Consider the following 20,130-nt stretch of genomic DNA (forward strand, 5'->3'; position numbering starts at 1 on the left):
CGAGCGAAGATGAGAATTCACCTCATTTATTTTCGGAAGGTCATGCACGAGCTGCGACGGTCACCCAATAACGGCTGCGATAGGTGATGTTCACCGACAGTGCCTGTGCCACCAGGGTCAGGATCTGATCGGTATCGTCCAACTGGTAAGTCCCGGACACACGCAGGCCGGCGACCGCTTCGCTGCAGCGCACCAGCCCAATGCGGTAACGGCTCAGCTCCGCGAGGAAATCGTCCAGACGCATGTTGTGAGCGCTGATCACACCGTCGCTCCAGGCCCAGGGATCCAGGCCCGTGGTGGCGGGTGGACGCAAGCCGTTTCGATCAAACAGCACCTGCTCGCCGGGCTGTATCACGCCACGTGCGCTGGCCTGATGGCTGTCGGCGAATACCGCGACGCTGCCTTTTTGCACGGCGAGCAAGGTGCCGTGGGGCTCCTCGCGCACCATGAACCGGGTGCCCAAGGCGCGCAGATAACCGTCGCGGGTTTGCACCCAGAAGGGCCGTGGCGCGCTACCGTCGGCGCCCATGTCGATCAGGATTTCACCCTGGCGCAACTGCACCAGACGCCTTTCGGTGTTGAAGACTGTGTCGATGGCGCTGGCACTGTTGAGCTGGATACGGCTGCCATCGTCGAGGGCGACCCAACGCCGCTCTCCGGTGGCGGTGCGGTAATCAGCCAGCAGGCCGGGCAATGGCGTGTAGTCGCGGCCGAACCATGTCAGCCCTGCGGCACCGGCGAACAGCCCGAGTAACTTCAACCCTTCACGGCGGCTGATGCGTTGGCGGGCACCTTGCAAGGCATGGCGGCCGACCTGTGCCGGCAACTGCGCAAACTCGTCACTCATCGACGAGACCCGTTGCCAGGCCTGCTGGTGGTCGCTACTGGTTTCAAGCCAGCGTTCGAAGGCGGCCGTGGTGGCGTCATCGGCAATATTGAACCGCAGCTTGATCATCCACTGGATCGCCTGGTCCACCAATGGCGGATTAGCCTTCGGCATAACGCAACCGATAACAGGCATGCAGTGCCTTGGCCAGGTCGCGCTCCACGGTGGCCTTGGACACCCCCAGGCGCAGGGCGATCTGTTGGCAGGTCAGGCCGTCCAGTTGCGCCAGCAAAAACGCTTCGCGCACCCGTGGCTTGAGTTGGTCCAGCAGGCGGTCGATGCGCTCCAGGCTGTCGAGGATCAGCAGGCGGGTTTCTTCCGACGGCACCTCGACTTGCGGGAAATGCGCGAGACTCTCCAGATAGGCACGCTCCAGTTCGCGGCGGCGATACTGGTCGATCATCAGGCTGCGGGCGATGCTGCTCAGGTAGGCCCGGGGTTGCAGCAAGGCTTGCTGCTTGCGCGCATTGAGCAGGCGCACGAAGGTTTCCTGCGCCAGGTCGGCGGCATGCTCACGGCAGCCCGTACGCCGGCTCAACCAGCCGCGCAGCCAGGAATGATGGGCATGGTAGAGCTGGCCGATGGCGGCATGATCCAGTGGGTGGTCGCTCGACATGGGCATCCTGGCGCGGGCGTCTTAATTGATAACGGTTCGCATTCTATGCGTTGGCCAGAGGATTGGGCAATCGTTGCCGTGTGGATTTGGTCGGATGCACAAACCCACACAGGCTTGACGGGGTTGCGGCTAAGCCTTGCGCAGGTGCAAACACTCAATCGAGCGGTCGACGGTGGTCTTGGCAATTTCCAGCAAATGCCACACCGCCAGCAACTTTGCCCGCTCGGGGCTTTGCAGCAGTTCGCCGCAGTCGAGGGCGGTGGCCGAGGCGCTGCTGAGCAGGCTGGCAGTGTAGAGCAGGGAGTCTTCGAAGCTCAGGTCTTCGTTGACGGTATGGAAGCCCTGGGAGGGCAGGTAATGTTCGAGGGCGCGATTGAAGGCAGCGCGGTTTTTGAGCAGGTCGATGGGTGGGTCGGGGACGGGTTTATTCATGGTGTAACTCCTTTTCGGTTAAGGAGCCGACCCCTTCGCGACTAAACGTAGGGTGGCGGCTGTACGCAGGTTAGTCGACCGGCCGAAAAGGAAAAACCGGCGCACCCGAAGGTGCCCTGCGCACAGCCACCATAAAACCTCATGATGGGACATGCGCCTTTTCGGATCCGGGCGACTAAACCCGATCACTGATGAGCAGTGACGGGGCGAAGACTAGCCACCGGTTCCGGCAGGCACAAGGCCGAAAGATTGTCTCGGAAATGTCCCGCAAATCAAAGGGATTTACCCTGCTGGCCCTTTATTCATATCCGAATTGCCTCGCGAATTTTCCCCAAGGCTATTCTCAACGTCGCCAAGTCAATCGACCCCAGCGCCACCCGCAACGCATGCGGCACATGGGCCGTACAGGCAAACGGCTCGGCACTGGTGACCCGCACACCCTGGCCCTCAAGCGCAGCCACCACTGCATCCGCCCGCAGACCTTCCGGCAACACCAGCCACAGGTAATACGACGCCGGATGCGCAATCACCTCACACCCTCGCAAGACCTCCCGGGCCAGCGCCTGGCGTTGGCGCGCATCCTGGCGCTTGTGCTCTTCCAGTGCATCCACTGCACCGGATTCTATCCAGCGGCACGCCAGGTTCACCGTGAGCGTCGGCGTGCTCCAGGTCGAGACACGGATCGCTTGCTCCAGCGCCGGCACCCACGCCTTGGGCGCGACGATAAACCCCACCCGCAACCCCGACGCCACACTCTTCGAAAGGCCAGACACATACACCGTGCGCAGCGGCGCATAAGTAAACAACGGCTTCGGTGCGGGCTCGGCGAGAAAGGCGTAGGCGCCGTCTTCGATCAGTAGAAAATCGTAGCGTTCAGCCAACGCTGCAAGGCGCTCCCGGTCGGCTTCACCCATCACTGTGCCCAGCGGATTGTGCAACGTGGGCATGCAATAAAAAGCCCGCACCGGGCGCCGTTTGCACAAAGCCTCCAGCGCATCCAGATCCGTATGCCCAGCCGGTTGCGGCAGCGGCTCCAGGTCGATGCGCTGGGACTGGACCAGGGTTTTCAACCCGGGATACGTCAGCGCATCCACCGCCAATACATCCCCCGGTTGCAGCAGCGCCATCAGGCTGACGGCGAGGCCTTGTTGCGCACCGTTGACGATCAGCACTTGCTCGCCACTCACGCGAATCTGCCGATTGCGCAGGTGCCGCGCGGCGGTCTGTCGTTCATGGGCGCGTCCACCCTGCGGCGCGGAATGCAGCAGCGCATCGAGGTCGCCCGAGGCGGCAATGGCACGCAAACCGTCGCGCAGCATCTCGGCCTGGCCCGGCAACGAGGGGTAGTTGAGGCTCAGGTCCACGGTGCCCGGTTGCAGCGGTTGTTGCACCAGGCCCATGCCCCGCAGCAACGTGGTGTCGCGCACAAACGTCCCGCGTCCCGGTTCACCCACCACCAGGCCGCTGGCCTCCAGTTCGCTGTACACCCGCAAGGCAGTGGCGAGGGCGATGCGATGGCTGTTCATCAGACTACGCAGGGTCGGCAACTGGGTGCCCGGCGGCAACTGGCCGGCGCGAATCCGCGTGGCCAGTTCATCGACGATCAGTTTGTAGCGAACCTGAGCCATGGTGCGTTCCTGTGTAAAGTGTATCTAGATCAATTTTTTGTTTGTATCAGGTGGGCTGATTAATCTACAGGCTTTCCCGGCGGATGGCTTGAGCATGATCGACCTCGCAACCCTGGCTGTGTTCTCTGGCGCAGTCCTGCTGCTGTTGTTATCCCCGGGCCCGAACATGGCCTTCGTCATCAGTCACGGTGTGACCTATGGCTGGCGTGGCGGGGTGGCATCCGGGTTGGGCATCAGCGTGGCGGATCTGCTGCTCACGGCACTGACCGCAACCGGCGTGACCGCTCTGGTCGCCAGCTGGCCGCCAGCCTTCGACCTGATTCGCTACGCCGGGGTGTTGTACCTGCTGTGGCTGGTGTTCAAGACCCTGCAGAAAACGCCCGCCCTGGACACGGCCCACGTCAGCCGCGTGCCGCTGGGCCGGGTGTTTGTGCGGGCAATGCTCAACAGTTTGCTCAACCCCAAGGCGCTGCTGTTTTTCATGGTGTTCCTGCCGCAATTCGTCAGCCCCGAGGCGGGCCCCATCGCGCTGCAACTGGTGCAACTGGGGATCATCCTGACGCTGATCAGCGGTGTGTTTCATGCCGTGCTGGGGATTTTTGGCGGGGCGGTTAGCCGGTTTTTTGCCGGCAAACCGGGGAGCGCAGGCTTACAGAAATGGGGCCTGGCAACCGTGCTGATGGTGCTGGCCGTGCGCTTGGCATTGATGTCTCGCCCGACGTGAAACATCACTCATAAAAGGACGTTACCCATGTACATCGCAGCCTTTATCTACAAGCCCGGCGAACGGGATGACGAGTTCCAGCGCCTCACGAATCTGATCGACGCACTGGCAGCAAGGCTGCCGGGATACGTGGGGGCCGAGTCGTGGCGTTCGGCGGATGGCGGGTTGATCAACGCCAGTTATTACTGGCGTGACGAGGCCTCCATTCGCGCCTTTGCCAGCCACCCGACCCACCTGGAAGCCAAGCGCCTATACCGCCGCTGGTACGGCGGTTATCACGTGGTGATTTCCAAAGTGGAGCGGGCGTATGGGGACGGCACCATCGGGCATCTGGTGCCCGCCGACCGCCACGGGCGGGCGAACGCTTAACCCAACCTGGCCGCCGCCCGTGCTACGATTTCACCCCGGGTCTTGCGCGACTCGGCGGTGCGCTTGCGGGCTTCCTCCAACACATGCGGCGGCGCGGTTTCCGGCCGGCCTGCATTGAACGGCGGTGCCGGGGCATATTCAATCTGCAGCTGCACCAGTTGCGCCGCCGCTTCGCTGTACAGCTCGGCCGCCAGGGTCAGGGCAAAGTCGATCCCGGCGGTAATCCCGCCACCGGTCAACAGGTTGCCGTCACGCACCACGCGCTCCTGCACCGGGATCGCGCCGAGCGGTGCGAGCAGGTCGTGGTAGGCCCAGTGAGTGGTCGCGCGACGCCCGCGCAGCAGGCCCGCGGCACCCAGCACCAGGGAGCCGGTGCACACCGATGTCACATAACGCGCGGTCTGGGCCTGTGTCTTGAGAAACGCCAGGGTCTGCTCATCCTCCATCAATGCCCCGACGCCAGAACCGCCGGGCACGCACATCACATCCAGCGTCGGGCACTCGTCATAAGTGGTGCTGGGGGTAAACACCAAGCCGGTGCTGGAGGTGACCGGCGCGAGGTCCTTCCACACCAGATGCAGCTTCACATCCGGCAGCGATCCCAACACGTCGTAGGGCCCGGTGAGGTCCAGTTGCTGGATGCCGGGGAACAACAAAAAGCCGATCTGCAAGGTCATGGGGACTGCTCCTGATAAAGGGATGGACGGCTTCACTCTAGTCACCTAGGCTTTGGCGCATACGCCATTGAGCCCACGAATTACGCCAACATGCCCAGAATCATCAACGTACTCGCCTTTCCCAATGTGCAGGTGCTCGACGTCACCGGGCCCTTGCAAGTATTTGCCTCGGCCAATGACCTGGCGCGCCAGCAGGGCTTGCCGTTGCCCTATGCGGTCAGTGTGATCGCCGCGCAGGCCGAGCCGGTGATGACCTCGGCGGGCCTGGCCCTGGTGGCCGAGCCACTGCCGCCTGCCGATGCCCCGTGCGACACACTGGTGATTGCCGGTGGCTGGGGGGTGTACGGTGCCGCCGAAGACCCGGCGCTGGTGGACTGGGTTCGGCAAAAAGCCACCCAGGCCCGGCGCATGACCTCGGTGTGCACTGGTGCCTTTCTGCTGGCCGCCAGCGGTTTGCTCGACGGCCGCCGCGTGGTGACCCACTGGACGCGCTGCGAAGAACTCGCGCGCAAGTACCCACAGCTGACGGTGGAGGCCAATCCGATTTTCATCCAGCAGGGCAACCTGTGGACCTCCGCCGGCGTGACCGCCGGTATCGACTTGTGCCTGGCGCTGGTGGAGGAGGACCTGGGTCGCGCCGTGGCCCTGGAAGTGGCGCGGCACCTGGTGGTGTTTCTCAAGCGCCCCGGTGGGCAATCGCAGTTCAGCGTGACGTTGTCCCTGCAGAAAGGCGGTAACCGTTTTGCGGAGTTGCACGCCTGGATCGCCGAACACCTGAACTTGGATTTGAACGTTGCCACACTGGCCGCCCAGGCGGGCATGAGCGAGCGCAGCTTCGTGCGCCACTACCGCGCCGAAACCGGCCAGACGCCGGCGCGCGCCGTCGAATTGATCCGTGTGGAAACCGCCCGCCGGCAACTGGCCGACAGCAGCGCGTCGATCAAACGTATTGCCGTGCACTGCGGCTTTGGCTGCGAAGAAACCATGCGCCGCAGCTTCCTGCGGGCGGTGTCGATCACGCCCCAGGCCTACCGCGAACGGTTTTCCTCACCCGGTTGAAGCGAAGCCTGTTTGAACGAATAGGTACGTTTTTGTATCAAGGTGCTATGTTACTCACAGTCCATTGCGCAGTGTCTTGATCCCAGGCCTCTACGTCGCGGTTTTGAACCTTCCCGGCGTGCGCACAGCTCATGAATTCACTACCTCCTGTCCTTGTCGAACTACGCGCGGCGACCGCTGCACTGCATCGACGCCTCGACACTCGGCTGCCTTTTTCCCGCATGGACCTGGCGCTGTACCGCGAGTTGATGAGCGCCTACTACGGCTTCTATCAGCCGCTGGAGCGAGCCCTGGCGCCGTGGGGTGAAATCATCCCTGACCTGGAATGGGGACGGCGCAGCAAAACCCCGTACTTGCAGGCTGATTTGCGGGCGCTGGGCCTGGAAAACCTGCAGATCGATGCCTTGCCGATATGCCCCGAACTGCCCGCCATCACCAACGTGGCCCAGGCCTTGGGCGCCCTCTATGTGCTGGAAGGCGCCACCCTCGGCGGCCAGGTGTTGCGCGACCTGATCGAGATCAAGATTGGCGTGGGCTCCACCAATGGCGGCGCGTTCATGAATGTGTACGGGGCCGAGACCAGCGCCCTGTGGCAGCGCTTTATGGCGTGCCTTGACCCGCTGCGAACCGCGTACGAGCGCGTGGAGGCGGTGAAGGTCGCCGAGTCGACCTTCCTCTGTTTCGAGCAGTGGCTGGACCGCTGCGGGGTGCTGCGATGACCACGGTCGATACGCTGATCGACGATTGCGCCAGCGAGCCCATCCATATCCCCGGCTCGATCCAGCCTCACGGGTTGTTGTTGACGCTGAGCGAACCGGCGCTTGAGGTGCTGCAAGCCAGCAGCAACCTGAGCGTCGCGCTGGGCCTGGACGCGCAACGCCTGTCGGGCCAGGCGCTGGCAAGTGTGCTGGGCAGCGAAGCGGCAGTTCAGGTGAGTCGTGCCCTGGCAGACCTGGACGCCTTTGAGGAGGACGTGCATCAACTGACGCTGGATGGCTACGCCTACGACATCCTGCTGCATCGTCATCAAGGCCTGCTGTTTCTCGAACTGGAGCGGAGCCTCACGCTTGAGCACAGCGCTGTGAAGCAGCTGTCCCGAACGCTGCGCCGCTTGCAGTCGGCCAAGACGCTCGACAGCTTGTACCAGATCAGCGTGACCGAGATTCGTAGCCTCACCGGTTATGACCGGGTCACCTTGTACCGCTTCGAGCAGGAGGGCCATGGCAAAGTGATTGGCGAGGCCCTCAGCGACGGCATGCAGCCGTACCTGGGATTATGTTTTCCCGCGTCGGACATCCCGCCCCAGGCCCGCGAGCTGTACCGGCTGAACTGGATCCGCGCGATTCCCGACGCCGAGTACCAGCCGGTGCCGATCCTGCCGGCCCTGCGCCCCGACAACGGCCAGCCCCTGGACCTCAGCTTCGCCGTGTTGCGCAGCGTGTCCCCGGTGCACTGCCATTATTTGAAGAACATGGGCGTGCGTTCCTCCATGAGCATTTCGCTGCTCAAGGACCACCAGCTCTGGGGCCTGATCACCTGTGGCCACCGTGAGCCGTTGCGCGTGCCCCATGAACTGCGCACGGCGTGCACCAGCATCGGCCAGTTGTTGTCGATGCAGATCACGTTGCTCCAGGAGCAGCAGGAGCGCCGCCAACAACGCGACAAGGCCGCCATGGTCGAAGCGTTGGTTGCTGCCATGACGGGGGTGCAGTGCGATGTGATGGAAAGCCTGTTGCCGCATGCGCAAACGCTGCTGAGCCTGACCGCCGCCGGTGGCCTGGCGATACGGGTGGAAGAGCGCCTGCATGTGTTCGGCGTCTGCCCCAAACGGGCTGAAATCCACGCCTTGTACCAGTGGGTGCGTGGGCAGGGCAAAGGCGTGGTGCACAGCCATCAATTGTCGGTGGACTTTCCCCCGGCGGCGGCCTACCAGGCCCATGCCAGCGGCCTGTTGGCGTTCTGCCTGCCCAAGCCGGTGGACAACGCGGTGATGTGGTTTCGCCCGGAGGTCCAGTCCTCGGTGGAGTGGAGCGGCCAGCCGGTCAAACATCAGGAACCGGGCAGCACGACCTTGAGCCCGCGCCTGTCGTTTGAGTTGTGGAAGCAGCAGGTCGATGGCAAGGCGCTGTATTGGTCGCTGTCGGAGCTACAGGCGGCGGAGAGCCTGCGGCGCAATGCCCTGGAGCATGACCTGGCGCGCCAGGTGCAACGCGAACATGCTGCGGTGCGGGCGCGTGACGAGTTGGTGGCAGTGGTCTCCCATGACCTGCGCAGCCCGCTGACCATCCTGCTGATGCAATGCGGCATGATGCGCAGCATGGTGCCCGCCGAGGACAACAAGGCGAACCGGCGCCTCTCCACCGCGATTGAAACCATGCAAAACGCCACCGCCCGCATGAACACGCTGCTGGAAGACCTGATCGATATTTCGCGCATGGAGGCCGGGCGCTACAGCGTTTCGCTGCAACGACTCGATGTGGCGGCAACCCTGGACCAGATCTGTTCGATGTGGCAACCGCTGGCGGCGGCCAAGGGTTTGGACCTGACTTGGCGCTCAGTGGACGGGCTGAGTGCCCAGGCCGACCCTGAGCGACTGTTCCAGGTGTTTTCCAACCTGCTGGGCAACGCCCTGAAATTCACCCCGGTGGGCGGTGTGATCGAGGTGATTGCCGAGGCCGCGGGCGATGAGGTGCTGTTCCGGGTGTGCGATAACGGTGTCGGCATCGACCCGGCGCAGTTGCCGTATATCTTCGAACGCTACTGGACCTCCCGCGTGGGCAACCCCACCGGCAGCGGGCTGGGGTTGTACATTTCCCACGGCATCATCGAGGCCCACGGCGGCACCCTGTGGGCTGAAAGCGTGGTGGGGCAGGGCAGCGTGTTCAGCTTCAGGATTTCCGCTGGGGGCTGAGGCTCAGCAGCTCGAATATCGCCTCAAGGGTCGCTTGGGGCGCTTCCTGGGGAATGTTGTGGCCCACGCCGGCCAACACTTCGCGCCGATAAAACCCGCTGAAATTTTCCAGGTCGTCATCTTCAACCGGAGCCGGACCTACGCCGTCATCAGCGCCGCACAACGAGATGCTCGGTACTGAAATCGGCGGTGGCTGTACCAGCGCCTGCTCGATGCTTTCCAGCGCCGGATCACCCGGCGCGTACATGAAGCGGTGCCGGTAGGAATGGACCACCACCTCGACAAAATCCGGGTTATCAAACGAGGGCGCTGTCTTGCCATACAGGCTCGGCCCTTCGGCCCAGGACGGCGACCAGAGCGCCCACAGTAACTGGCAGAACTCGCGACGATTGGCGGTCAAGCCGTCGACGCCGCGCTGGGTATGAAGGTAAAACTGATACCACAACCGATGTTCTGTTTCCGGCGCCCGAGGCTTGGTCGACGCAGCGATATCCTGAATGTTGTAGCCATCGCCCGTCACCAGGCCGCGCACCCGTTCAGGCCAAAGCGCCGCAACGATACACGCCGCGCGTCCGCCCCAGTCATAGCCCACCAGCGTGGCTTTTTCGATGGACAGGGCATCCATGAAATCCAGCAAATCCTTGGCCAGCGCTGCTTGTTGGCCGGAGCGCATCACCTGTTCGTTGATAAAGCGCGTCGGGCCATAGCCGCGCAGGTATGGCACCAATACCCGGTAGCCACGTGCGGCGACCACCGGGGCGATCTCGTCATAGCCACGAGGGTCGTAGGGGAAGCCATGCAGCAGGATCACCACCTCGCCGCCTTCCGGGCCATGGGCTTCGTAAGCGATATCGAGCATGGGCGTGCGGATTTGGAGGGTTGGCATGGAGGCTCCGAGGGTGGAGGGAAAGTGTTGGAACTGTAGACCAATCGGGTTACTGAGCATCGTCAGAAAGGCTGCAGTTGTTTTACTTGTCTAGACCGGCCTGGCGCAAGCCGATGCAGTTGCCCCACGGGTCGCGCACCTGGCACATCCACTCGCCGCCTTGGATTTTCATCGGGCCGCGATACAAAGTGGCGCCTAACGTGACCAGTCGCTGTACCTCGTGATGCAGGTTAACCACCCGCCAATACACCACCGACCCCGCCGCACCGCTGGCGACCTTGTTGTCGGCGTTCACGATTTCGATGGCCACGCCGCCCACGTCCAAATGACCGAAATCATCGGGCTCGTGGTAGATGCGTGTGGCGGCATAGAAGGCGGTGGCGTACCACTCAGTGGCGGCACGCCAGTCGGGGACGTGAATCAGGATGGAGATAATGGGCATCAACCGAACAACACCTGCTGCCAATGGGTTTCACTGATGATAGCGATCGGAATACCGCTATTTCTTAACTCGACGGCTTTTTTGATCTTCGTTCCATATGAGCTATGGAGCCATTGTTCATTACCAACGCTCCCGACCACGAGAAAATGAACCTTCTTGCTCACCGAGTTGCCGATTAGGCCGCCGCGTTCTACGACAAGTAACTCACATTCCTTGCGAGGCCCGTACGCCATGACACCGGTAAACAAAAAAGTCCGGTCCTGCCACTCCAGTGTCGGAGCCGGATTGTTCAGCGGCAGGCTGCTGACAGCAGAGGGGCGTTGAGGTGACCCCACCGAGATACCGGAAAACTGATGCAGCATTTCCAACAGTTCTGCGGACTCTTCCGCGTCGAGAGCACCGTCACTCAACATGCTGGCAAGGCGCTGATAAAGAATGTTTACCACCGGGTCTTCCAACTGGAGCAGATGGGTTTCTATCCAGGTCTTTAGAAACGCTGCTTCCATCTGATTGATGTTTCCGTCGGCGACCAGGCCGGCAGTGACGCCGAGTAATGCGTCGGCAGAGCGCCGATCAATACGCGCCTTGTGGAAGAGGTGACTGCGTTCGAATTCCTGATGAAGATCGGTCATGCGTCCATGCTCCTTAAGTCAGTGCTTTGCCAGGTCTCGGTCCAGCTCAGCATGGGCCGAAGGTTTCGCGTTGATGGTGAAACCGATATACACACATGTTGTGATGTTTGCCAAATAACCTGTGGCGAGGGAGCTTGCTCCCGTTGGGCTGCGCAGCAGCCCCAGGTTTTGTTGAATGTGTTCTTTGAGTTAGATGGCGTTGAGCTTTTGGGGCCGCTTCGCGCCCCAGCGGGAGCAAGCTCCCTCGCCACAGGTATTGCGGTCATATTCCTTCCTTGAATATTTAGCGGTGTCGTAAACGGTGCGACCGATCTACACAGATCTTGTGTTTTTTGCCAAACAACCTGTGGCGAGGGAGCTTGCTCCCGTTGGGCTGCGCAGCAGCCCCAGGTTTTGTTGAATGTGTTCTTTGAGTTAGATGGCGTTGAGCTTTTTAGGGCCGCTTCGCGCCCCAGCGGGAGCGAGCTCCCTCGCCACAGTGAGGGGCTGACTTAAATCTCTGCGTGGGTGATGACGTGTTTAAAGTGATGCCGCCACAAATCCGCGCCCAGTTTCCCCGAGCGATCCAGCGATGAACCCACAGTCAAATCGCTGATCAGCGTGGGCTGTAATCCGGCATCAAACAACGCAAACCCGGCCGCCAGCACACAGGTATCAGTCTGGATGCCACACACCAACACCCGGTCTGGCGCGAGGCTTTTCAGGTGGCTGATGGTCTCGGGCGTGGGCGCATAGCCGTGTTTGATGAAGATATGGTCAGCGGCGATCAGGCTGTCGTCGTCGGGCGCCGGTTGCCAGCCGAGTTGGCGAGCGAAGGGGGTTATGTTTTCGTCGTGGCGCTCTACGGTGGCCACTGACGGCATGCGACCCAGCAAGGCGTTGATACCGATTACCAGCCAGTCGGGCGGGGCGAAGGAGGGTTGTACATCGATGATCAGTAGGACTTGGCGCATTGGCATCCTGGTATAGATCGAAGGACCACGCATTGTGCACCGGGTACACCTCGTCTCCAAGTCTGGCGCGGTCTATGTGGGAGCAGGCAAGCCAGCTCCCACAAGGTTACTCAATTGCCTTCAGATTGTGCTCGGGCTCAAGGCTGCCAAACCGTCTTCACCCCACTCAACTTCCGGTCCAGGAACGTTGCCGCGCTGATCAGCGCCAAATGGCTCAACGCCTGCGGCGTATTCCCCAAATGCCGTGCCTGGTTATCAAACTCTTCGGCATACAACCCCAGCGGGTTGGCATAGCGCAGCAACTGTTCAAACTCCAGATGCGCCTTCTCCACTTGCCCGGCCCGGGCCAGGCATTCCACGTACCAGAACGAGCACGCTGCAAACGCGCCCTCGGTGCCTTGTAGCCCATCAATCTGGCTGTCGTCGTTGCGATAGCGATAAACCATCCCATCGCGCACCAGGCTTTTCTGGATCGCCTCCAGTGTCGACAACCAGCGCGGGTCGGTCGCCGCAACGAAGCGCACCAGAGGCATCAACAGCATCGAGCCATCCAGCGCGGTGCTGCCGATATGCTGCACGAAGTGGCCGCGTTCTTCGTTCCAGAAGTTGCTCCAGATATCGGCATAAATCGCCTGGCGAGTCTGGTCCCAACGGGCAAACGGCGCCGGTAGCGAGCGCTTGGACGCCAGGCGGATCGCCCGGTCCAGGGCCACCCAGCACATCAGCCTTGAGTGCAGGAAGTGATGCTGCTCACCGCGCATTTCCCAGATGCCGACGTCTTTGTGGTTCCAGGTTTCGCAGACCTGGTCGGCTACTTCCACCGTGTGTTTCCAGCCCTCGTGGGAGATGGCCTCACCGTATTTGTTGACCAGGTATACCGCGTCCATCAACTCGCCGTAGATATCCAGTTGTACCTGGTCGTACGCCTCGTTGCCGATGCGCACCGGTTGCGCGCCGCCGTGGCCGCTGAGGTGGCTCAACTCGGTTTCCGGCAGTTCCTGGCGGCCGTCGATGCCGTACAGGATGTTGATTTTCATCGGCTGATCGCAGCAGTCACCCACCCGGCCTTTCAACCAGCGCATGTAGCCGTTGGCTTCCTCGATAAACCCCAGGCGCATAAAGGCGTAGACGGTAAACGAGGCGTCGCGGATCCAGGTGTAGCGGTAGTCCCAGTTGCGCTCGCCGCCGGGTGTTTCCGGCAGGCCGAAGGTGGCGGCGGCGAGGATTGCACCGTGTTTGCGCGAGGTCAAAAGCTTCAAGGCCAGGGCCGAACGATTGACCATCTCGCGCCAGCGCCCACGGTAGTTGGATTGGGAAATCCAGCCGCGCCAGAACTTAAGGGTGCGCTCCAGGCACAGGTCGGTGCAGTCGTTTTTGACTCGGGCATCGTCCAGCCCGCCGAGGACAAACTCGGCGCCTTCTTCCTGGCCGAGTTCAAAGGATGCTACGGCAGCGTCGCCATCCAACTGCAGGGTGTGGCTGCTGGTCAGGCGCAGGCCGGGTTGGTCTGCGGCCTCAAACAACACGTCGCCGTCATCTTGAGTGGCCCGGGTCTGGGCGCGGGCGTAGTCATGACGCACTGCGCAGCGCATATGGATGCTCGCTTTGCCGCTGACCACCCGCACCCGCCGAATCAGGATCGGCAGGTCGTCAACTTCTTCACTGACGGTCAAGAAATCGGTAATTTCCACCACCGCGTCATTACTCAACCAGCGGGTTTGCAGTACGTTGGTGTCGGGCAGGTAGATCTGCTCGCGGCGGGCGTCGGGCAGGTCCGGCGTGAGCTGGAAGATGCCGGCGGCGGGGGAGTCCAGCAATGAGCAAAAGATGGAGGGGCTGTCGAACTCCGGCCAGCAGAAAAAATCGATGCTGCCTTTGTCGTTCACCAGCGCTGCACTGCGCATGTCGCCGATGATGCCGTGGGCATCAATGGCACTTTGTGGTTCGTTTTTCAGATCAACCATTGCCACGAAACTCCGGATAAAGGCTCATGCCGCCATCAATGAACAGGGTGCTGCCCACCACTTAGTCGGAGGCATCACTGGCCAGCCACACCACCGCGTTGGCCACGTCTTCGACGTCACCCACGCGGCCATAGGGAATCAACTTGAGCAGTTCCACTTCGGCCGCGCCTTCGGTGGCGGCGCGGTTGATGGCCGTGCGGATCGCTCCCGGCGCAACGCCGTTGATGCGGATGCGCTGCTGGCTGACTTCCTGGGCCAGGGTGCGCATCAGCATTTCCACGCCGCCCTTGGACGCGGCGTAGTTCACGTGCCCGGCCCAGGGAATCACCTGGTGCACCGAACTCATGTGGATAATCTTCCCGGCGGCCCGGGAAACACCTTCGCGGATGCCCTGGCGGTTGAAGATGCGCAACGCGGCGCGGGCGCAGAGGAACTGGCCGGTGAGGTTGACGCCGATCACGGTGTTCCAGTCGTCGAGGGTCATGTCCACGGCAGCGGCGTCTTTCTGCATGCCCGAGTTGGCCACCAGGATGTCCAGGTGCCCGAAGGCATCAAGGGTCTGGGCAAACAGGCGCTCCACATCGGCCTCTTTCGACACGTCGGCGCCAATCGCAATGGCCCGGCCGCCGTTGGCGTTGATCTGCGCCGCCAGTGCTTCAGCCGGCGCCGCCTGGGCGTTGTAGTTCAGTACCACGGCGGCTCCGGCCTCGGCCAGGGCCTTGGCGGCCCCCGCGCCGATTCCTGAACTGGCGCCAGTCACCAGCGCCACTTGTTGCTCCAACGAAATGCGCATTGCCCACCCAACCTTTTTCAGAGTGCCCAACTAGCTGACTGGCGGGGCGGCCTACAAGTTCACCGGCTGTCTGGAATGCGACGATGGCTGTCTATATCTATCGTTTTTGCCACAGGACTTTTCGCTAGAATCGACGCTTGATTGATGCGAGACCTCAGCCGATGAACAGCCCATCCCGCCCGTGGCTTGAAGCCTACGCCGACAACTACCGCAACGATGACGTGGTGCATCCTCATTGCCACGCCCAGGCGCAATTGATCCACGGCGTGTCCGGGGTGATGGTGGTCAGCACCGCCCAGGGCAGTTGGCTGGTGCCGTCCGGGCATGCGTTGTGGGTGCCGGCCGGCACCCCGCATGAGATCCGCATGGCCGGCGAGGTGCATATGCGCACGCTGTTCCTCATGCCCGAGGCCGAGCCGGGGCTGGGGCGCACCTGCCAGGTGATTGAAGTGTCGGCATTGCTGCGGGAGCTGATCGTCGCCGCCACGCAGATTGCCGGGCACCACAGCCCGCGTCTGCAGGCCATGATCGAGTTGATCCGCATGGAACTGCTCGCCGCGCCGGTGGTGGCGATGCACGTGCCGGTGCCCGGCGAAGCACGGCTGGCCAGGCTGTGCACGCATTTCATCCGCAACCCTTCTGACGACAGCAGCCTGGAATCCTGGGCCGACAGCCTGAACATGAGCGCCCGCACCCTGAGCCGGGTGTTCCAGCGGGAGTTGGGCATGAGTTTCGGTGAATGGCGCAAGCGTGCGCGGTTGGCCCTGAGCTTGAAGTTGCTGGCCCAGGGCGTGTCGATCCTGGAGGTGGCGCTGGAGCATGGTTACCAGAGCCCGAGTGCGTTCAGTGCGATGTTTCGCAAGTCGCTGGGTTATCCGCCAAGTCATTTTCGGCCCGGAGTTTAGTGTTGCGTCAGGTAACGCTATTGTCCGTTTAGCGACGATACATGGCCCTGACGCGGGCGAATCGGACAGGCCATCTGCCTAATCTGCAAGGCTCCTTCTTGAGCGAGCCTTGTGATGCACAGCCCTTCTTTTCACCCATGGATGCCCATCGCCCTGTTGAGTGTGCTGGCCGGGTGCACTGGTGTGCCCGGTCAACCGTCGACCGTCACGGCGCAGCCTGCACCGCGGCTCTCCGCCGAGTCGGCCGAGGCGTTGCCCGCCCGTTGGTGGCAGCTGTACCGCGACCCGCAACTGGACGCCCTGGTGGCGCGGGCCCTGCACCAGAACAAAGACCTCGAAGCCGCCGCCGCCCATGTCGATGCGTTGCTGGCGCAGCTGGAACAGGCAGACGGCGAGCGCCTGCCGTCGACTTCCCTGGACTATGGCCTGGCCTACGGTCGCAGCCGCGATGACCAGACGCTGGCCCAGGCGACTAACCGTCATGCCGGTGCCGAATGGAGCCACACCCCTGAGTTTTCCCTGAGCTACACCCTCGATTTGTGGGGCGAGGTGCGTTATCGCATCGCTGCGGCACGGGCGGATGCCCAGGTGGCGCGGGCGCTGGAGGATGAGCTGCGGGTGACGGTGGCCGCGCAGACGGCCCGCGCCTATGCCCAGGCCTGCGTCTATGGTGTGCGCGAACAGGTGCAGGCGCACTCGGTGCAGCTGCTGGAGCAGAGCGTCGCGGTCACGCAGAAGCTGCAAAAGGCCGGCGCGGCCACGCAACTCGACCTGGCGCGCCTGCAAGGGTTGCTGGAAGAAACCCGGGCACCGTTGCCGATGTTCACGGCCCGGCGCAGCAGCGCGCTGTATGAGTTGGCCGTGCTCAGCGGGTTGCCGCCGGAGCAGGTCACGCCACGCAGCTGTACCCAGGCCCCGCAGTTGCAGGCGCCTTTGCCGGTGGGCGAGGGTTGGGCACTGCTGCAACGGCGGCCGGACATCCGCCGCGCCGAAGGGCAATTGCGCGCAGCCACCTTGACGGTGGGCCTGTCCCGCGCCGAGCTTTACCCGCGGATCACCTTCGGCGCGATGCTCGGTTCGTCCGCCAGCAGCCTGGGCAAACTCGGGGACCGCTACGCCACGGTGTATTCCGTCGGGCCGCTGGTGTCCTGGCGCTTTCCCAACCGGCAGGTCGCCCAGGCGCGGGTCAGGCAGAGCCAGGCCGAAGCGCGCCAGGCCCTGGCACGGTTTGACGGTACGGTGCTCAACGCACTGAAGCAGGTGGAGCAGGCCATGGCCCTGTACCAGGGCGAACAGCAGCGTGGGCAGGCCCTGGCCGCCGCCCTGGACAACAACCGCCGCGCCTTCGACCTGGCCTCCCGCGGCTACCATTCCGGCGCGCTGGATGCCCTGCAACTGCTGGACAGCGAACGCAGCCTGGTGGGCCTTGAAGCCCGCGTGGCCGAGTCCGACCTGCGCTTGATCAACCGCCAGATCGACCTGTTCCAGGCCCTCGGTGGCGGCTGGCAGCGTGACGATCCAACCGCCCCCTTATCTGTCGCTGTCAATGGAGCCAAACCATGAACCAGGCTGTTGAACCCATTCGCCTGACCGTTATGCAACGTCATCGTCGCGCCCTGGTGACCACGGCTTCCCTCGCGACGCTGGTGGGGCTGGCAACCTTTGCCGGGTACTGGTGGCAATGGGGGCGTTTTCTTGAAGAAACCGACGATGCCTATGTGCGCGCTGATTGGGTCGCTATCAGCCCGCGCATTGCCGGGTATGTAGCCCAGGTGCTGGTGGAAGATAACCAGCCGGTCAAGGCCGGGGATGTGCTGGTGCGTATCGATGAGCGGGATTTCACCGAGCGTCTGAACAGCGCCCAGGCGCAACTGCAACAGGCGCAAGCAGCAGCGAGCGCACAGCAGGCATCGGTGCAAACCCTCGACGCGCAAATGGGCGAGCAACAGCAACGCATCGCCCAGGCCCGGGCGGAACTGAGCAGTGGCGAGGCCGAAGCCCGGCGCGCGCGGCTCGATTACCAGCGTTATCGTGAATTGGTCGCGCAACAGGTGGCCAGCGCCCAGCACCTGGAAACCGTCAGCGCCAGCCAGGCCAAGGCCCAGGCGGCCCTGGCCCAGGCGAGCGCCCAGGTCGCGCGGCAGCAGGCGCAGTTGCAGGTCTTGCAGGCACGCCGGCAACAGGCGCAGGCGCAAATCGTCGAGCATCAGGCACGCATCGGCGAGGCCCAGGCCAACCTCGCGCTGGCCCGCAATGCGTTGAAGGACACCGAGATCCGCGCGCCTTTTGACGGCGTGGTGGGCCAGCGCAAGGTCCGGCGCCAGCAATACGTGATGCCCGGCCTGCCGCTGTTGGCTGTGGTGCCGGTGGAGCAGGCCTATGTGATTGCCAACTACAAGGAAACCCAGTTGCAGCACATGGCGCCGGGGCAGTCGGTGGAAATCGCGGTGGACAGTTTTGCCGGCGCACATTGGCACGGCAAAGTGGAAAGCATCGCCCCCGGCTCCGGTGCCGTGTTCGCGCTGTTGCCGCCGGACAACGCCACCGGCAACTTCACCAAGATCGTCCAGCGGTTTCCGGTAAAGATTCGCCTGGAACCCGGTGAGTCGCGGGTGCTGCCGGGCATGTCGGTGATTGCCACGGTTGACACCCGCCCTGCCGCCAGCCAGGAGCACGTCCATGGAGGCTGAAGGGCGTGTGCCGTTTCGCGCCTGGGTCGCGGTGATCGGCGGGCTGTTCGGCTGCTTCATGGCCGGGATGAACGTGCACGTCACCAGCGCCGCACTGCCGGAAATCGAAGGTGCACTGGGCGCGACGTTTGAGGAGGGCTCGTGGATTTCCACCGCTTACCTGGTGGCGGAGATCATCATGATTCCCCTCACCGCGTGGCTGGTGCAGGTGTTTTCCCTGCGCCGGGTGATGCTGTGGGGCTCGGGGATATTCCTGGTGGCCTCGGTGGCGTGTTCGCTGTCGCCCAACCTGCAAGTGATGATCCTGATCCGGGTGGTGCAGGGCGCGGCCGGGGCGGTGCTGATTCCCTTGTCATTCCAACTGATCATCACCGAGCTGCCGCCCAGCAAGATCCCGCTGGGCATGGCCTTGTTCAGCCTGGCCAACAGTGTGGCCCAGGCGGCCGGGCCGTCGATTGGCGGCTGGCTGACCGATGCGTATTCCTGGCGCTGGATCTTCTACCTGCAACTGTTCCCGGGGATCGCGTTGCTGGCGGCGGTGGCCTGGTCCATTGACCGCCAGCCGATGCAGCTGGGCCTGCTGCGCCAGGGCGACTGGCTGGGTATCGGCTGCATGGTGCTGGGCCTGGGCGCGTTGCAGATCGTGCTGGAGGAGGGCGGTCGCAAGGACTGGTTTGGCTCGCCCTTTATCGTGTGGATGACACTGCTGGCGGTGGTGGGCCTGATCGGCTTCGTTGCCCGGCAATTATGGGGCGCGCACGCCTTTATCAACCTGCGACTGTTGGGCCACTACAACTTTGGGGTGGCCAGCGTGGCGATGTTTATCTTCGGCGCCAGTACCTATGGCCTGGTGTTCCTGGTGCCCAACTACCTGTCGCAATTGCAGCACTACAACGCCAGCGAAATTGGCGTGAGCTTGATCGCGTATGGTCTGGTGCAACTGATCATGGCGCCGTTTTTGCCGCGCCTGATGAAGTGGGTCAGCGCCAAAATGCTGGTGGCCTCGGGGTTCGCGATCATGGCTTTGGGCTGCTGGATGGGTGCGCACTTGTCGGCGGACAGCGCCAGCAATGTGATCGTGCCCTCGATCGTGGTGCGCGGCATGGGCCAGCCGCTGATCATGGTGGCGTTGTCGGTGCTGGCGGTGCACGGCCTGGCCAAGGCGCAGGCGGGGTCGGCGTCGGCGGTGTTCTCGATGCTGCGCAACCTGGGGGGCGCGGTCGGCACGGCGCTGCTGGCGCAATTGGTGGTGGTGCGCGAGCGGGTGCATTCGGCGCGTATTGGCGAGTCGGTGACGCTGTTTGACCCGGCCTTGCAACAGCAGCTTCCCGGTGGCGGGGTGCTGCAGGATCAATTGCCGGAACATCAGGTGGTGCTGAACCTGCTGGACCAGAGTGTTCGTCATCAGGCGTTTTTGATGGCTTACAGTGATGCGTTCTTTCTGGCGTGCGTGGCGTTGGCGGCGTGTGGGGTGGCGGCGTTGATGTTGCGGCGTATCTAGGGGCAGTGCTGTGGGTGATTCAAGTGAGCGCAATAACGGGGCGCCCAAGATCAAGATCAAAA

General features: G+C 63.0%; 19 protein-coding genes and 1 pseudogene. 9 read left to right on the forward strand and 11 right to left on the reverse strand.

Features of this window, described 5'->3' with window-relative positions; genetic code table 11:
* Positions 1-40: 40 nt before the first annotated feature.
* From HX818_RS19040 to HX818_RS19055, 4 genes are all read right to left on the reverse strand, one after another.
* Positions 41-1,000 (reverse strand): FecR domain-containing protein, encoded by a 960-nt coding sequence (locus HX818_RS19040; protein WP_177020554.1) that lies wholly within the window; start codon positions 998-1,000, stop codon positions 41-43.
* Entirely contained in the window at positions 987-1,502 is a 516-nt protein-coding gene (locus HX818_RS19045; protein WP_102369583.1) for a sigma-70 family RNA polymerase sigma factor, read from the reverse strand. The genes HX818_RS19040 and HX818_RS19045 overlap by 14 nt, the downstream gene beginning before the upstream one ends.
* Positions 1,503-1,631: 129 nt before the next feature.
* Positions 1,632-1,934, reverse strand: coding sequence for a DUF6124 family protein (locus tag HX818_RS19050; protein ID WP_003208197.1), 303 nt, complete (start codon positions 1,932-1,934; stop codon positions 1,632-1,634).
* Positions 1,935-2,236: 302 nt separating this feature from the next.
* Entirely contained in the window at positions 2,237-3,562 is a 1,326-nt protein-coding gene (locus HX818_RS19055; protein ID WP_177020555.1) for a PLP-dependent aminotransferase family protein, read from the reverse strand.
* Between the two features lie 94 nt (positions 3,563-3,656).
* Here HX818_RS19055 and HX818_RS19060 point away from each other — a divergent pair, with 94 nt between their 5' ends.
* Both HX818_RS19060 and HX818_RS19065 read left to right on the forward strand, forming a co-directional pair.
* On the forward strand, positions 3,657-4,286 hold the full coding sequence (locus tag HX818_RS19060) for a LysE family translocator (RefSeq protein ID WP_087695340.1): 630 nt from the start codon (positions 3,657-3,659) through the stop codon (positions 4,284-4,286).
* Positions 4,287-4,313: 27 nt separating this feature from the next.
* A complete protein-coding gene (locus HX818_RS19065; RefSeq protein WP_003208192.1) occupies positions 4,314-4,655 on the forward strand; it encodes an antibiotic biosynthesis monooxygenase in 342 nt (113 codons plus the stop codon).
* Here the strand turns inward: HX818_RS19065 and inhA are convergent.
* Positions 4,652-5,332, reverse strand: a complete 681-nt coding sequence (inhA, locus tag HX818_RS19070; RefSeq protein ID WP_177020556.1) for an isonitrile hydratase — start codon at positions 5,330-5,332, stop codon at positions 4,652-4,654. The genes HX818_RS19065 and inhA overlap by 4 nt on opposite strands.
* Positions 5,333-5,422: 90 nt before the next feature.
* Between inhA and HX818_RS19075 the strand changes: the two genes are divergently transcribed.
* The 3 genes from HX818_RS19075 (at position 5,423) to HX818_RS19085 (ending at position 9,302) form a co-directional block, all read left to right on the forward strand.
* Positions 5,423-6,391 carry a GlxA family transcriptional regulator gene (locus HX818_RS19075; RefSeq protein WP_102369580.1) on the forward strand — a complete coding sequence of 323 codons (969 nt, stop codon included), beginning with the start codon at positions 5,423-5,425 and terminating at the stop codon, positions 6,389-6,391.
* A 131-nt stretch (positions 6,392-6,522) separates the two neighbouring features.
* Positions 6,523-7,110 (forward strand): biliverdin-producing heme oxygenase, encoded by a 588-nt coding sequence (locus tag HX818_RS19080; protein ID WP_032899296.1) that lies wholly within the window; start codon positions 6,523-6,525, stop codon positions 7,108-7,110.
* A complete protein-coding gene (locus HX818_RS19085) occupies positions 7,107-9,302 on the forward strand; it encodes an ATP-binding protein (protein WP_177020557.1) in 2,196 nt (731 codons plus the stop codon). Before HX818_RS19080 ends, HX818_RS19085 begins: the two co-directional genes overlap by 4 nt.
* Here the strand turns inward: HX818_RS19085 and HX818_RS19090 are convergent.
* From HX818_RS19090 to HX818_RS19115, 6 genes and pseudogenes are all read right to left on the reverse strand, one after another.
* On the reverse strand, positions 9,280-10,188 hold the full coding sequence (locus tag HX818_RS19090) for an alpha/beta fold hydrolase (protein ID WP_177020558.1): 909 nt from the start codon (positions 10,186-10,188) through the stop codon (positions 9,280-9,282). The genes HX818_RS19085 and HX818_RS19090 overlap by 23 nt on opposite strands.
* A gap of 82 nt (positions 10,189-10,270) precedes the next feature.
* Positions 10,271-10,630 (reverse strand): VOC family protein, encoded by a 360-nt coding sequence (locus tag HX818_RS19095; protein WP_177020559.1) that lies wholly within the window; start codon positions 10,628-10,630, stop codon positions 10,271-10,273.
* Positions 10,630-11,262: a BRCT domain-containing protein gene (locus HX818_RS19100; RefSeq protein ID WP_003208180.1), complete on the reverse strand. Its 633-nt coding sequence runs from the start codon at positions 11,260-11,262 to the stop codon at positions 10,630-10,632. The genes HX818_RS19095 and HX818_RS19100 overlap by 1 nt, the downstream gene beginning before the upstream one ends.
* 491 nt (positions 11,263-11,753) lie before the next feature.
* A complete protein-coding gene (locus tag HX818_RS19105) occupies positions 11,754-12,215 on the reverse strand; it encodes a cysteine hydrolase family protein (RefSeq protein ID WP_008434533.1) in 462 nt (153 codons plus the stop codon).
* A 137-nt stretch (positions 12,216-12,352) separates the two neighbouring features.
* The gene (locus HX818_RS19110; RefSeq protein WP_008434531.1) at positions 12,353-14,179 is read right to left on the reverse strand and encodes a glycoside hydrolase family 15 protein; all 1,827 of its coding nucleotides are present in this window, start codon (positions 14,177-14,179) and stop codon (positions 12,353-12,355) included.
* Positions 14,172-14,972: pseudogene (locus HX818_RS19115) on the reverse strand (SDR family oxidoreductase). Before HX818_RS19115 ends, HX818_RS19110 begins: the two are co-directional and overlap by 8 nt.
* A 161-nt stretch (positions 14,973-15,133) precedes the next feature.
* Between HX818_RS19115 and HX818_RS19120 the strand changes: the two are divergent.
* The 4 genes from HX818_RS19120 to HX818_RS19135 all read left to right on the forward strand — a co-directional run bounded on the left by HX818_RS19120 (position 15,134) and on the right by HX818_RS19135 (position 20,068).
* Positions 15,134-15,877: a helix-turn-helix domain-containing protein gene (locus HX818_RS19120; RefSeq protein ID WP_134327032.1), complete on the forward strand. Its 744-nt coding sequence runs from the start codon at positions 15,134-15,136 to the stop codon at positions 15,875-15,877.
* A gap of 114 nt (positions 15,878-15,991) precedes the next feature.
* Complete coding sequence (locus HX818_RS19125) at positions 15,992-17,440, forward strand: efflux transporter outer membrane subunit (RefSeq protein WP_003208173.1); 1,449 nt, start codon at positions 15,992-15,994, stop codon at positions 17,438-17,440.
* Entirely contained in the window at positions 17,437-18,567 is a 1,131-nt protein-coding gene (locus HX818_RS19130; RefSeq protein ID WP_003208172.1) for an HlyD family secretion protein, read from the forward strand. The genes HX818_RS19125 and HX818_RS19130 overlap by 4 nt, the downstream gene beginning before the upstream one ends.
* On the forward strand, positions 18,557-20,068 hold the full coding sequence (locus HX818_RS19135; protein WP_003208170.1) for an MDR family MFS transporter: 1,512 nt from the start codon (positions 18,557-18,559) through the stop codon (positions 20,066-20,068). The genes HX818_RS19130 and HX818_RS19135 overlap by 11 nt, the downstream gene beginning before the upstream one ends.
* The last annotated feature ends 62 nt before the right edge of the window (positions 20,069-20,130 follow it).

This window comes from Pseudomonas sp. F9001, from assembly GCF_013385435.1.
Lineage (GTDB): Bacteria > Pseudomonadota > Gammaproteobacteria > Pseudomonadales > Pseudomonadaceae > Aquipseudomonas.